The 13,411-nt window shown below is 62.9% G+C and carries 11 protein-coding genes; 6 read left to right on the forward strand and 5 right to left on the reverse strand.

Annotation, left to right across the window (positions count from 1 at the left end):
• Nucleotides 1-217: 217 nt before the first annotated feature.
• On the reverse strand, nt 218-490 hold the full coding sequence (locus tag EOD15_RS15365; RefSeq protein WP_127321112.1) for an usg protein: 273 nt from the start codon (nt 488-490) through the stop codon (nt 218-220).
• 301 nt (nt 491-791) lie between these two features.
• On the opposite strand from EOD15_RS15365, the gene acs reads away from it, so the two are divergent.
• Nucleotides 792-2,747, forward strand: a complete 1,956-nt coding sequence (gene acs / locus EOD15_RS15370) for an acetate--CoA ligase (protein WP_127321111.1) — start codon at nt 792-794, stop codon at nt 2,745-2,747.
• The gene (locus EOD15_RS15375; protein ID WP_127321110.1) at nt 2,747-3,490 is read left to right on the forward strand and encodes an MOSC domain-containing protein; all 744 of its coding nucleotides are present in this window, start codon (nt 2,747-2,749) and stop codon (nt 3,488-3,490) included. The genes acs and EOD15_RS15375 overlap by 1 nt, the downstream gene beginning before the upstream one ends.
• A 1-nt stretch (nt 3,491) precedes the next feature.
• On the opposite strand, the gene EOD15_RS15380 is transcribed toward EOD15_RS15375, so the two are convergent.
• The 3 genes from EOD15_RS15380 to EOD15_RS15390 all read right to left on the reverse strand — a co-directional run bounded on the left by EOD15_RS15380 (nt 3,492) and on the right by EOD15_RS15390 (nt 7,803).
• On the reverse strand, nt 3,492-4,760 hold the full coding sequence (locus EOD15_RS15380) for a cyclopropane-fatty-acyl-phospholipid synthase family protein (RefSeq protein ID WP_127321109.1): 1,269 nt from the start codon (nt 4,758-4,760) through the stop codon (nt 3,492-3,494).
• 359 nt (nt 4,761-5,119) lie between these two features.
• On the reverse strand, nt 5,120-6,595 hold the full coding sequence (locus tag EOD15_RS15385; RefSeq protein WP_127408606.1) for a TadE/TadG family type IV pilus assembly protein: 1,476 nt from the start codon (nt 6,593-6,595) through the stop codon (nt 5,120-5,122).
• Between the two features lie 338 nt (nt 6,596-6,933).
• Nucleotides 6,934-7,803 carry a transglutaminase family protein gene (locus EOD15_RS15390; RefSeq protein ID WP_127322101.1) on the reverse strand — a complete coding sequence of 290 codons (870 nt, stop codon included), beginning with the start codon at nt 7,801-7,803 and terminating at the stop codon, nt 6,934-6,936.
• A 171-nt stretch (nt 7,804-7,974) separates the two neighbouring features.
• On the opposite strand from EOD15_RS15390, the gene EOD15_RS15395 reads away from it, so the two are divergent.
• Nucleotides 7,975-8,640, forward strand: a complete 666-nt coding sequence (locus EOD15_RS15395; protein ID WP_127301864.1) for an HAD-IA family hydrolase — start codon at nt 7,975-7,977, stop codon at nt 8,638-8,640.
• Nucleotides 8,641-8,647: 7 nt separating this feature from the next.
• Here the strand turns inward: EOD15_RS15395 and EOD15_RS15400 are convergent, their stop codons facing one another.
• Nucleotides 8,648-8,869 (reverse strand): DUF1674 domain-containing protein, encoded by a 222-nt coding sequence (locus tag EOD15_RS15400; RefSeq protein ID WP_127322100.1) that lies wholly within the window; start codon nt 8,867-8,869, stop codon nt 8,648-8,650.
• 119 nt (nt 8,870-8,988) lie between these two features.
• Between EOD15_RS15400 and htpX the strand changes: the two genes are divergently transcribed.
• From htpX to EOD15_RS15415, 3 genes are all read left to right on the forward strand, one after another.
• The gene (gene htpX / locus EOD15_RS15405) at nt 8,989-10,005 is read left to right on the forward strand and encodes a zinc metalloprotease HtpX (RefSeq protein ID WP_127271031.1); all 1,017 of its coding nucleotides are present in this window, start codon (nt 8,989-8,991) and stop codon (nt 10,003-10,005) included.
• Nucleotides 9,963-11,390, forward strand: coding sequence for an RsmB/NOP family class I SAM-dependent RNA methyltransferase (locus EOD15_RS15410; protein WP_127408607.1), 1,428 nt, complete (start codon nt 9,963-9,965; stop codon nt 11,388-11,390). The genes htpX and EOD15_RS15410 overlap by 43 nt, the downstream gene beginning before the upstream one ends.
• Nucleotides 11,391-11,538: 148 nt before the next feature.
• On the forward strand, nt 11,539-13,263 hold the full coding sequence (locus EOD15_RS15415; protein WP_127322837.1) for a heparinase II/III family protein: 1,725 nt from the start codon (nt 11,539-11,541) through the stop codon (nt 13,261-13,263).
• Nucleotides 13,264-13,411: the final 148 nt, after the last annotated feature.

Below are 13,411 nucleotides of genomic sequence, written 5' to 3' on the forward strand. Positions count from 1 at the left end.
GTTCGCGGGCCAGCGCCCCCCTCTGGCCTGCCGGCCATCTCCCCCTCAAGGGGGGAGATCGGATGTCGCGGCGACTTTCGCCAATCTCAGGCGTAACAAGGGGCGGCGTTGTCGGCGGAGCGGCCAATCTCCCCACTTGAGGGGGAGATGTCCGGCAGGACAGAGGGGGGCGTCGTAGAACGCCGACCTCAAGAAGCCGTTGCTGCGAAACTCGCCCCTAATGCAGCACGAACTCACCATCCACCCTGCGCCATTCATTCGGCGCGATCAGCTTCTGGTGGGTGTAGCTGATCGAATGCAGCGGCCCGTCCAGCTTGGCCTTCCAGAATTCGATGAACTTGATCAGCACCGGAAACTTCGGCGCCAGATCGTAGTCCTGCCAGATGAAGCTCTGCAGCAGATGCGGGTGATCGGGAAAGTGATAAAGAATCTTGGCCGTGGTCAAGCCATAGCCTTTGAGCATCAGGTCCATTTCGGCATGGTCGCGCATTACGGTCCCCAGGTTGATTCGCCTGTCCTCCCATGGCTGATTGTGCGCGCCGCTGATTAATCGTCTATTGATTTTTTCTTCATCTGAACCGGCTTTAGCATGCGAAAACATGCAGTTAGCAGCGCACTTTGCCGAGTGCTGACAGCCTCGGGAAAGCCCCCTGCGGCATCCAGCCGCGCGAATCCAACGTCTAATGTTGCCGTAACGGCGGAACTGGTAATAATGCCGCCGAATTCGCGGCCCTGTCGCCGCGATCCCGCCGGCATTTCAAGCCGGCGATTGGTCGGGAGGAAAGTCAGGAATGTCCGAGGTTCATGTCCATCGCGTCCAGCCGGCGTGGAAGAAAAACGCGCTGATCGACAATGACACCTACCTGAAATGGTATGCCGACAGCGTCAAGAACCCGGACAAATTCTGGGGCAAGCACGGCAAGCGCATCGACTGGTTCAAGCCCTACAGCAAGGTCAAGAACACCTCTTTCGACGGCAAGGTCTCTATCAAATGGTTCGAGGACGGACTGACCAACGTTTCCTACAACTGCATCGACCGGCACCTGAAGAAGCGCGGCAACCAGACCGCCATCATCTGGGAAGGCGACAATCCCTACGATGACAAGAAGGTCACCTATAACGAGCTCTACGAGCATGTCTGCCGGCTCGCCAATGTGATGAAGAAACACGGCGTCAAGAAAGGTGATCGCGTCACCATCTACATGCCGATGATTCCGGAAGCCGCCTATGCGATGCTGGCCTGCACGCGTATCGGCGCCGTCCATTCGATCGTCTTCGGCGGTTTCTCGCCGGATGCGCTGGCCGGCCGCATCGACGACTGCAAGTCGACCTTCGTCATCACGGCTGATGAAGGCCTGCGCGGCGGCAAGCCCATCCCTTTGAAGGAAAACACCGACAAGGCGATCGAGATCGCCGCGAAAGCCGGGACGAAAGTCGAAAAGGTGGTGGTCGTGCGCCGCACCGGCGGCAAGACCGGCTGGGTTTCAGGCCGCGACGTCTGGTACCACGACGAGGTCGCGACGGTGAAAGCCGAATGCAAGCCCGAGAAGATGAAGGCCGAGGACCCGCTGTTCATCCTCTACACATCGGGTTCGACCGGCAAGCCGAAGGGCGTGCTGCACACCACCGCCGGCTATCTCGTCTACGTCTCGATGACCCACCAATATGTCTTCGATTACCATGACGGCGACATCTACTGGTGCACCGCCGATGTCGGCTGGGTCACCGGCCACAGCTACATCGTCTACGGCCCGCTCGCCAACGGCGCCACCACGCTGATGTTCGAAGGCGTGCCGAATTATCCGTCGCAGTCGCGCTTCTGGGAAGTCATCGACAAGCACAAGGTCAACATCTTCTACACCGCGCCGACGGCGCTGCGCGCGCTGATGGGCGCCGGCGACGCGCATGTCGCCAAGACATCGCGCAAGTCGCTGCGCGTACTGGGTTCGGTCGGCGAGCCGATCAATCCGGAAGCCTGGGAGTGGTATTTCAACATCGTCGGCAACGGCAAGGTGCCGATCGTCGACACCTGGTGGCAGACCGAGACCGGCGGCATCCTGATCACGCCGCTGCCCGGCGCCACCGACCTCAAGGCAGGATCGGCAACGCGACCCTTCTTCGGCGTCAAGCCGCAGCTGGTCGACGGCGAGGGCAAGGTTCTGGAAGGGGCGGCCGACGGCAATCTGTGCATCACCGATTCCTGGCCGGGCCAGATGCGCACCGTCTATGGCGACCACGACCGCTTCGTGCAGACCTATTTTTCGACCTATAAGGGCAAGTATTTCACCGGTGACGGCTGCCGCCGTGACGCCGACGGCTATTACTGGATCACCGGCCGCGTCGACGACGTCATCAACGTCTCCGGCCATCGCATGGGCACGGCTGAGGTCGAATCCGCACTGGTCAGCCACGACAAGGTTTCGGAAGCTGCCGTCGTCGGCTATCCGCACGACATCAAGGGACAGGGCATCTACTGCTACGTCACGCTGATGGCCGGCGAGCAGCCGAGCGAGGAGCTGCGCAAGGAGCTGGTCGCCCATGTCCGCAAGGAGATCGGCGCCATCGCTTCGCCTGACAAGCTCCAGTTCGCGCCCGGCCTGCCGAAGACGCGTTCCGGCAAGATCATGCGCCGCATCCTGCGCAAGATTGCCGAGGACGATTTTTCAGCGCTCGGGGATACCTCGACGCTCGCCGATCCGGCCGTCGTCGATGATTTGGTCGCCAACCGACAGAACAAGAAGAGCTGATGCAGGCAGCGCTTGGCATTGTCAGTGAGCTTTGGCGCTATCCGGCGAGTTCGCTTGCCGGCGAGCGCCGGGAGACAATCTCGGTCGACATCGAGAGCATTAAGGGCGACCGCATGTTCGGCCTTGTCGACAAGTCCGACAATGAGATCGCCCGACCGGACCGCGACGCGAAATGGCACAAGGTGCCGCGCATCCGCACCCGGCTGTCGCCTGCCCTGGAACTCGAGATTGCCGTTCCCGAGGGCGACTGGCTGGCTGCGCCAAGTATCGAGAGCGACCGCGCGGTATCGGCCTATCTCGGCTTCGAGGCCTCGATCCGGCCGTTTCGCCGCGAGAATGCCGCGCCTGGTTATTCCGGCCCGCTGACGGCGGAGCGTTATCGCAAGGCGCCGATCCATCTGTTGACCACCGCCTCGCTGGCACGCCTGAAGGCGTTGCATCCAGAGGGCGCCACCGACCCACGCCGCTTCCGCCCCAACATCGTCGTCGACATGGCGGCCATCGAAGGCTCGTTTCCCGAAACGGAATGGATCGGCCGCAAGCTTGCCATCGGCGACCTCCTGCTGACCATCTCCGAACCCTGCCGCCGCTGCGGTTTCACCATCATCGCCCAGGATGGCTTCGACCATGATCCGGCGATCCTGCGCAATCTGGTCCGCCATAACGCCCATAATCTCGGCGTCTATTGCACGGTCGACCGGCCGGCGCGCGTCGAAACCGGCGACGCGATGCGCTTCCTGTAAGCTATCGATACAGATCCGCCCGCGTCGGCGGCAGGCCGCTTGGGCCACGCGCGCGCTTGGTCACGATGGTCTGGAAAATCTGCGCCGAGGCGCGTTCGAAGGTGATCGAACAGCCCGTCAGGTAAAGCAACCATAGCCGTGCCTTGGCTTCGCCCACCTCGGCGATTGCCTCGTCGAACCTTTCGTGCAGCCGCTCCGCCCACAGTCTGCAGGTGCGGGCATAGTGCTCGCGCAGGTTCTCGACATCGTAGACGAGAAAACCATGCGCCTCGAGATTGCCTGTTGTCATGCCGATCGTGTCGAGTTCGCCGCCGGGGAAGATGTATTTGAGCAGCGCCTTGTACTCCGGCCCCTTGCGCAGGGTCTTCTTCATGTCGCCCTTGCTGCGCCGGGTGATGGCGTGGTGCAGATAGATGCCGCCCGGCTTCAGCAGGCGATGAATGGTCTTGAAATAGGTGGCGTGGTTGGCGAGCCCGAGATGTTCGAACATGCCGATCGACGAGATCTTGTCGAACGAGCCGGTGAGTTCGGCATAGGATTTGATCTCGATGGTGATGCGGTCCTCCAGCCCTTCGGCGCGGATGCGTTCGCGGGCAAGATCGGTCTGCGCCTGCGACAGCGAGACACCGTGGCCGACAACACCATAGTTCTTCGCGGCATGGATGAGCATCGCTCCCCAGCCACAGCCGATGTCGAGCAGTCGTTCGCCAGGCTTCAGCCGGAGCTTGCGACAGATATGGTCGAGCTTGTCGATCTGTGCTTGATCGATGCCATTGGCGAAATCCTTGAAGTAGCCGCAGCTGTAGACCATGCGCTCGTCGAGGAAGAGCCGGTAGAAAGCGTTCGAAATGTCATAGTGATGCTGGATCGCTTCCTGGCTCGAACCGCTGACATAGGGATTGCGCCCCGACAGATCGGTCCGCGCCGTCATCTGCTTGCGTGCCAACAGCACGGAAGGCAGGTCGCGCAGGATCGCCATTTTCGGCAGCGATTTGAGCTTGGTTCTGAGCTTGCCTTGCGATGGCAGGGCGTAAAAGTCGAAAATCGTCCCGTCTTCAATATTGATCGTCTTGGAAATCCACATATCGATCAGCGTCGACAGGGACGGCCGCTTCACGATCTGCCAGACGATGTCCTGGTCGTTGATGGTGAGCACCGGACCCGTGGCGGGGCCGATCCGCTCTCCGGTCCATAGCCTGACGGCAAATCCCGGTTTCAATGTTTCGATCACCGTTCGAACGATGCGAGCGGCCTTTTCGGCTGCCTCCATGCGATTCCTCCGAATGCCGACCCCCGGAGCGGAAGTTTGCCCGGCCTGCTTGACAATCGCAAGCCGGCTCGCGCCAGTCCCGCCCGTTGGCTTATTTCAGACCCGCACCTTGTCTTTTGCTGCAATGCACCCCATCATGAGTATGTGTTCAACAAATCGAAAGGAGGTGATCCGATGTCGAGTGATTTCGTTTTCCAGAACGTGGCCTCAGCGGATTGCACTTTCGGGAAGCAGTCTTCCCGTTAAGGCGCGAAATGCGCGGCGGGTGACCCGATAGGTCGCCGCCAGGGCCGCGCCACGGACGGAAACACGGAAGGCCGCCGGCTTCGAAAGAAGCGGCGGCCTTTTCCGTTTGCGGACTACTGGGTCAATGCGACCTTTTCGGTGTTGCGAATAATCTCCTGAAAGGCGTCGTCCAATTCGGCTCCGGTGGACACGTCGAAGAAATGCCTCTTGGCGGCGGAGGTATCCTTCGACGAACAGTCCTTCAGCACCGCCTTTGCCTGGTCCCGCTCGGTTGCCGACATGTCCTTGTCGTCCAAATCGAAGCCGATGGTGAAAATCTCGATGCCCTCATTTTTCATGTTTTCGCACAGCGTTTCGGCGTTGCCGCGCGCAAGGTTGCCCTGGCTGTTGTACCTGTCCCCAGCGCCGGCGAAGGCGGTATTGAACTGGCCATCGGTCATCAGGATCGCGACCTTGGCGATCTTCTTCGGATCGGCATCCGAGGCGCCTTTGCCGAGACCGGCATTTCTGATTGCAGTGCGCCATTGCGGCGACAGCATATAATAGGTCCACTGAACGGCGATCGCGCCGGCCGTGTAGCCATCGGCCTGGAAGTCCTCGATCGATTCAAGCAATGCATCGGAGTCGGCGGTCAGCGGGATCATCTCCGCATCAGGGCACCTGTTCATACCTCCGCCGAGATGATCGTCCCGGTTGACCAAGGCATAGTATTTCTTGCCGTTCCTGTCGGTGCGAACAGTGTCTGGGCCGTCGGCGGTCATATCCGCGTTGCCGTTCTTGTCCTTGCGCTCGGTGGCGCAATTGTCGGGGCGTGGCATCGCCGCGCCGACAATGGAGATGTAGTCGCTGAAGGACGGCAGCAGATTTTTGCCCGTCTTGGCGACGAGAAGCGGACTGCCGGCGACGGGTGGGAGTTCAGAGCTGCCTTGCTTCTCGGCATAGAGGTTTTCCGCCAGCTTGCCGGCGTTGACGCCAGATGCATAAGGCACAATCGCTACGCGGATGCGGGGGTTCTGCGGATCCTGCTTCTGCAGCATCGTCTGGACGGCGTTTTTTGCAGCAGATTTCAGATCGCCGATCTTGTCGACCTTGCCGCGCTTGGCCATCGATCCCGTTATGTCCAGCATCATTGCCACTTCGACGGTCTTGTCCGAATAGAGCGCCGTTGTGGAAGCGGTGACGCGTTTCATGTCGCCCGTGCCAAAAATCGGAAAGTACAGCGCGACGTCGACATGGGCATCCACTTGGACCGTCTTGGCAGTCCTGTTGACGATCAGCCTGTCGAGCACGATCTGGTCGGCCTGCAGAATGCCTGCCTGGCTGTTGGCGTCGAGAAAGGCCTGCACCGATGTGTCGGCATCGGCTTCGTTGGTGGCGCCGGTCGTCAGGTCGCGTGCCGTCGACGTGACCGCAGCGTCGACCACGCCTTGGAGGCTCGATCTGGCATTGTAGAGCTGCGATACGTTGACCGAGAAGCCCGCTGCCAGCGCCAAGACCGAGGCGCTAAGGCCGAACAGGACCGCGAAATTTCCACCGCGATCCCTGGCGAAGCCGCCGACCGCGTGAACAAGACCCCCGTAATTCCGCATCCTACAGCCTCCACTCGCCTCGGCCTCGTCGCCGCGGAAAGGGCAATGCAGGATTCCCGCCGGATGACGCCTTGGCTTGGCGGAGAGCTCGCCTTCCAACAGCAAGTGTTGTTTTCGTTGAGTTTTGGAGCCCACAAAGGTGAACGGTTGGTAAACGGGAACGCGCCGTGGCGCTGGCGTTTACCGGCCGCTTACCATGATCGGCCCAAGGCATCGCGACGCCGTCGACGGCGTCCTGTTGCGGCACAAGCTCACTGTGCCGAAGCGGACCATGTGTCCCGAAAGTTGCGCCTAGAAAGAACCTCGCTGCCACCCTGTCGCATCGGTAGGCATCGCGATTACGCCAGCATCTGTGCGCTGACGGTCCTGTCGATGCCGTGGTAGGGCGGGTTGAACAGATTGCCTTCCTGTTCATGGGTCCACACCTTGAACAGGCTGAGCCGGTGGGGGCCGAAACTGTGCAGCAGCGGCACGTCGGTGGCGTCGCGGCCACGGGCGATGACGATACGGCCGATTCTCGGCGTGTTGTGGCGAGGATCGAACGTGTACCATTTGCCGTCGAGGAACACTTCCAGCCACGCCGAGAAGTCCATCGGCGCCGGATCGGCTGGCACGCCGATATCGCCGAGATAGCCGTTCACATAGCGTGCCGGAATATTCATGCAGCGGCAAAGCGTGATCGCCAGATGGGCGAAGTCGCGGCAGACCCCGACGCGCTCCTCATGCGCCTGAGCCGCGGTGCGGGTCGAGCGCGCATAGCCATAGCCGAACGACAGCCGGTTGTGGACATAGTCGACGATCGCCTGCACGCGCGCCCAGCCAGACGGGATGTCACCGAAGAGCTGCCAGGCCAGGCTGCTCAGATGATCCGTCTCGCAATAGCGGCTGCCGAGGAGATAACCGAGAACTTCGTCGGGCAGATCCGCCACCGGCACTTCCCTGGCCAGGGTGTTTACCTCGTCCGTCTCGCCGCTGTCCTCTACGACCGCGTCGTACAGGATGCGAAAACCACCGGCGGGCGCTGTGAAGCGCCGGCAGGCATTGCCATGCAGATCGTGGTACAGTCTTGTCGGCACCGCGGGCGAGGTCAGCACCCGCGTCTGCCGCTTGATGTCGCCCTGCCTGTCCCGATGGATCTCGAGCACTGAAATCACCGGCGTGGCGGCTACGCATTCGATGGCGATTTCGTAGCCGAGCCGGATCAGCACCGTTGGTCCCCCTTCGATCGTTGTTGTGAGAAGCAGTCCTTCCCAAACGCCCGGAGGATATCGTGGTTCCCTGGGCCGATCGAAAAGCACGCCCCCGTGTCTTCCCCTGCCGCGATCGAGACGTTAGGTTCGGCCACCCGACCAAGCGCCTCCCCGGACTCAAGGAAAATCATGTATTCAGGCAGAAAATTCGCGGCCTTCCTCTTCGACATGGACGGCACGCTCATCAATTCCATCGCCTCGGCGGAACGGGTGTGGAGCAATTGGGCTCTCCGCCAGGGGCTCGACGTCGCCGCCTTCCTGCCGACGATCCATGGCGTGCGCGCGATCGAGACCATCACCGGCCTGGCACTGCCGGGCGTCGACCCGGCATACGAGGCTGATCTGCTGCTGAAGGCCGAGGCGGCCGATCTCGATGGCATTATCCAGATCTCAGGCGCCGTGGCATTTCTCGATTCGCTGCCGCCCGAACGCTGGGCAATCGTCACCTCCGCCCCACGTGAGCTGGCGCTGTTGCGCATGAAGGCCGCCGGCATCCCCGTCCCGGCCATCATCGTCGCGGCGGAAGATGTCTCCCGCGGCAAGCCGGCGCCCGATTGCTTCCGGCTTGGCGCGGAACGGCTCGGCTTCGACGCGCGCGATTGCCTCGTCTTCGAGGATGCTCCAGCTGGCATCGCGGCAGCCGAAGCGGCGGGCGCGGCGGTCATGGTCATCAGCGCCACGCACAAGCACCCCTTGCCAACGCAACATGCCGCGATCGCAGGCTACGACATGGTCGGCATCACCGTCGACGAGCGTGGCTGGATCGCGCTCGAGCCGCAGCGCAACGCCGCCTAGGCGGCATCTAGAAATCGCTGGTGAGGCCCTTTACCTCCCAGTCGCCGTAGCGCCCTGGCTCCTTGCCGCCGCGGCCGCCGATCTCCTTCGGCAGCGCGGCCTCCTTTTCGCGGTAGCCTTCCCGCCGCGCTGCGGCCTCGGCCAACGCACGGCGTGCGGCCGGCGTTAGCTCTCTCTGCGATGACGCTTCGGCAGAAGCGGCGCCTGTTTTACTGATTTCGTCGGTCATGCGATAATCTCGGCAGATTGAGCCCGGTCAATTGAAACAGGAACTGGCGTTTCCCATCATATAGCCATGACCGCACGACGATCGACCCCTTTTCGGTGCCATTTCGACAGGAGCAGACGATGAACACCATCCGCACCGCCATGCTTCTTGCCGCGATGACGGCGCTGTTCATGGGCGTCGGCTTTTTGATCGGCGGAACCGGCGGCATGATGATCGCCTTCCTGTTCGCGGCCGGCACCAATCTGTTCAGCTACTGGAATGCCGACAAGATGGTGCTGTCGATGAACCGTGCCGTCGAGGTCGACGAAAGGAACGCGCCCGAATATTACGCCATCGTCCAGGCAATGGCCAAACAGGCCGGCCTGCCGATGCCGAAGACCTATCTGATCGACAACCCGCAGCCGAACGCCTTTGCCACCGGCCGCAACCCGCAGAACGCGGCGGTTGCTGCCTCCACCGGCCTGTTACAAGCGCTGACGCCTGAAGAGGTCGCAGCCGTCATGGCGCACGAGCTCGCCCATGTGCAGCACCGCGACACGCTCACCATGACGATCGTCGCCACCTTTGCCGGTGCCATCTCGATGCTCGGCAATTTCGCCTTCTTTTTCAGTGGCAATCGCGACAACAATCCGTTCGGCTTTGTCGGCGTGCTGGCGGCGATGATCGTAGCGCCCTTTGCCGCGATGGTCGTGCAGATGGCGGTCAGCCGCACCCGCGAATACGAGGCCGACCGGCGTGGCGCTGAAATCTGTGGACACCCGCTCTGGCTGGCATCGGCGCTTGACAAGATCGCCCGCGGCGCCGAACGCATCCGCAACCCCGATGCCGAGCGCAATCCCGCGACCGCGCATCTCTTCATCATCAATCCCCTTCACGGCGAGCGCATGGACAGCCTGTTCTCCACCCACCCCGCCACTGAGAACCGCATCGCAGCCTTGCAGGCGATGGCGCAGCAGATGCAAGGCGAAACCCAGGCCGCCCCGCGCCAGGCGTCGACGCCACGGCAGGCAGATCAACCGCGGCCATCCGGCCCGTGGGGCGAGGCAGCGCAGCCCGAGCAGCCGGCGGAGCCCGCCAAGCCCAAATCCAACCCATGGGGTCGCAATCCGACCGGGCCCAAGGGCCGGTGGTCGTGAGCGTGGCGGACAGAGGACCACGACGCACGGTTTCAGGTGATCAGGAACACAGGGACGGCGGCGACTTCGTTGCCGGTCTCGCCGCACGCAAGGCGGCGGCGCGCCTGCTTGCCGCCGTCATCGACGCCAGGACACCGCTTGATGGGCTGACCGATCACGAGAATGGCCACCCGCAATACAAGGCGCTCGACTTGCGGGATCGCGGCCTGGTCCGCGCCATTCTGGTCACCGCGCTGCGCTACCGCATGACCATATCAGGGCTGCTGGCGCGGCGCCTGGAAAAGCCACTGCCGCCCAACGCCACCGCTTTGTCGCACATATTGCATGTGGCGGCGGCACAGATCCTGTTCCTCGATATTCCCGACAGCGCCGCCGTCGACATTGCGGTGACCCATGCCAAGTCCGATCCGCGCACGGTGCGCTTCTCCGGCCTCGTCAATGGCGTTCTGCGCACACTGGCACGTGCCAAGGAAACGGAATTGCCTGCCGCCCTTGCCGCCACCGACGAAGCGCCAAAGTGGTTTTCCGATCGGCTGAAGACCACCTACGGCAACGAGAAGGCCGGACAGATCCTCGAAGCGCATCGCGTTGAGGCGCCGGTCGACTTCTCGGTCAAGGCCGATCCCGGTCTCTGGGCCGAAAAACTCGGCGGCATCGTCCTGCCGACCGGCACGGTGCGGGTCGAGAATCTTGTCGGTCCTGTCACTGAATTGCCTGGCTTTGCCGAGGGCGCCTGGTGGGTCCAGGACGCCGCGGCCAGCCTGCCGGCCCGGCTGTTCGGCGATGTCACGGGATTGCGGGTTGCCGATCTCTGCGCCGCGCCCGGCGGCAAGACCGCGCAGCTGATCGTTGCCGGTGCGAAGGTCACCGCCGTCGACACCTCGAAGAACCGGCTCGTGCGGCTGACGCAGAATCTCGAGCGTCTCGGCCTGTCCGCCGAAATCGTTCAGGCCGACCTGCTCAAATACGAGCCGAAGGGCTTGTTCGACGCCGTGCTCCTCGACGCGCCCTGCTCATCGACCGGCACGGTGCGGCGGCATCCCGACGTGCCATGGACCAAGACTTCGGCCGATGTCGAAAAACTGGCCGACCTGCAACGCAGGCTGCTCGCCCGCGCCGTCACGCTGGTGAAGCCCGGCGGCAGGATCGTCTTTTCCAACTGTTCGCTCGATCCGCTCGAAGGCGAGGATCTCTATCGCGCCTTTCTGGCCGGCACGCCTGAAGTCACCAACGATCCGTTGCGGCAAGGCGAGATCGCCGGCATCGATCCGTTCCTGACGCCGCAAGGCACGCTGCGCACCACGCCCGCCGACCTGGAACTCGGCGCGCCGGAACGCTCGGGCCTCGATGGTTTCTTCGCCGCTCGCATGCGGCGAGCCGGCTAGCGATTGAATTGCCCGGATTTACTGACTTTTTGGGGTAGGATCGGGGGCAAAGCCAGGTGAACCGGCGTGGGGTCGTGGAATTCGCCTTCGCACGAATCGTGCAATCATGTAGACTCTGCGCCGGGGTAGAGGACGATCAGGAGGGGTTTTGGCACTTGCTGCCAGCAGCACGACGCGTCTGTGGACGCTTGTCGCGAAGGAGTTCTGGCGCAAAACGCGCCGGCGCCTGCGCGCCGGGCCTGTCTATCGCTGGCGCTATTCCGGCCGCACGCCGGAACGTGTGCTGATCGCGCCGCCGGACCTGCGCCTCGCCGACCCGCAGATCGCACTCGAGATCTATTACGGCCGCTATCCCCTGTCGGGGCATCTCGTCGAGACCGGCGGCAAGTCACCTTTCCAGATCAACGTGCCCAATCACGGCTGGCAGAAGACGCTGCACGGCTTTCGCTGGCTGCGCCATATGCGCGCCGCCGGCACCGAGCTTGCCGCCGCCAATGCCCGCGCCCTGGTCTCCGATTGGATCACCATGCATGGCAGCCATATTTCCGGCATCGCCTGGGAGCCCGGCACGACGGCCAAGCGCATCATCGCCTGGTTGCAGCACTCCTCGGTCGTATTGCAGGGCGCCGAGTTCCCTTTCTACCGCGCCTTCCTGAAATCGGTAGCCATCCAGATCCGCTACCTCAGGTCGATGGCGCGCGAAATGCCCGACGGCAAGGACAGGCTGCGGGCTCGCATCGCGCTCGCCTTCGCTGCCTTGTCCCTGCCGGCGCCGGCATCGGCCCTGCGTGGCGCGACCCGCAATCTTGCCGAGGAACTCGACCGCCAGATCCTCGCCGATGGCGGGCACATTTCGCGCAATCCGATGGTCGTCCTGGAAATCCTCGCCGACCTTCTGCCGCTGCGCCAGACCTATGCCAACCAGGCGGAAACGCCGCCGCAGGCGCTGATCGGCGCCATCGACCGCATGCTGCCGGCGCTGCGCTTCTTTCGCCATCAGGATGGCAGCCTCGCCCGCTTCAACGGCATGGGCGCCACCATCCACGACCGCATCGCCACCATTCTGCGCCACGACGACACCGCCGGCGCGCCGCTGCTGCATGCGCCGCATTCCGGCTATGAGCGCCTGTCGATGGGCGGCACCACGGTCATCGCCGACACCGGCCCGCCGCCGCCGGTCGATGTGTCCAACGCCGCACACGCCAGCTGCCTTGCCTTCGAACTGTCGTCCGGCCGCCAGCACTACATCGTCAATGCCGGCATCGACACCTATGGCGCGGCTGAATTCCGGCCGCTGGCGCGCGCCACCGCCGCGCACTCGACCGCCACCATCAACGACACCTCGTCGGCGCGCTTCAGCCATTCGCTGCGTGTCAACGACCTGCTCGGTTCGCCGCTGATCGGCGGCCCGCAGCACGTGCAGTGCAAGCGCACCGACCAGAAGGGCATTCAGGGCTTCATCGCCCGTCATGACGGCTATGTCCCGCGCTTCGGCTTCCTGCATGAGCGCGAGCTGAAGCTGTCGTCGAACGGCAACGTGCTGGCCGGCCGCGACCGCTTCCAGCGGCCCGGCAATGCCGCGATCCGCAACAATGGCCGCGACTTCGTCACTGTCCGTTTCCACGTTCACCCCGACGTCAATCTTTTGCAGGACGAGCATGATCGCCTGGTGCTGGCCGCCGATCAGGCCGACACCTGGGTGTTCACAGCAGCCGAGGTGGTGCCGGAAGTCGAGGAATCAATCTATTTCGCCGGTCTTGGCGGCCCGCGCCGCAGCCGCCAGATCGTGCTTGCCTTCAAAGCCTCGGAAATCGCCGAAGTCCACTGGCAGCTGACGCGCACCAGCATCGCCGGTCATCCGGAAAACAACTGATCCTCCTGGCAGGGCTTCCAACGCAAGTTAACAAAAGGCCTGACGACAACCAGTTCGGCGGCATCGGCAGCTTGCGTCGGCAGCGATAGGAATGTTTTCTTGACTCGGTGACCTCAGCTATGGTACAAATTCGCCCATGGTGCTGATT

The organism is Mesorhizobium sp. M7A.T.Ca.US.000.02.2.1, from assembly GCF_003996995.1.
Classification (GTDB): domain Bacteria; phylum Pseudomonadota; class Alphaproteobacteria; order Rhizobiales; family Rhizobiaceae; genus Mesorhizobium.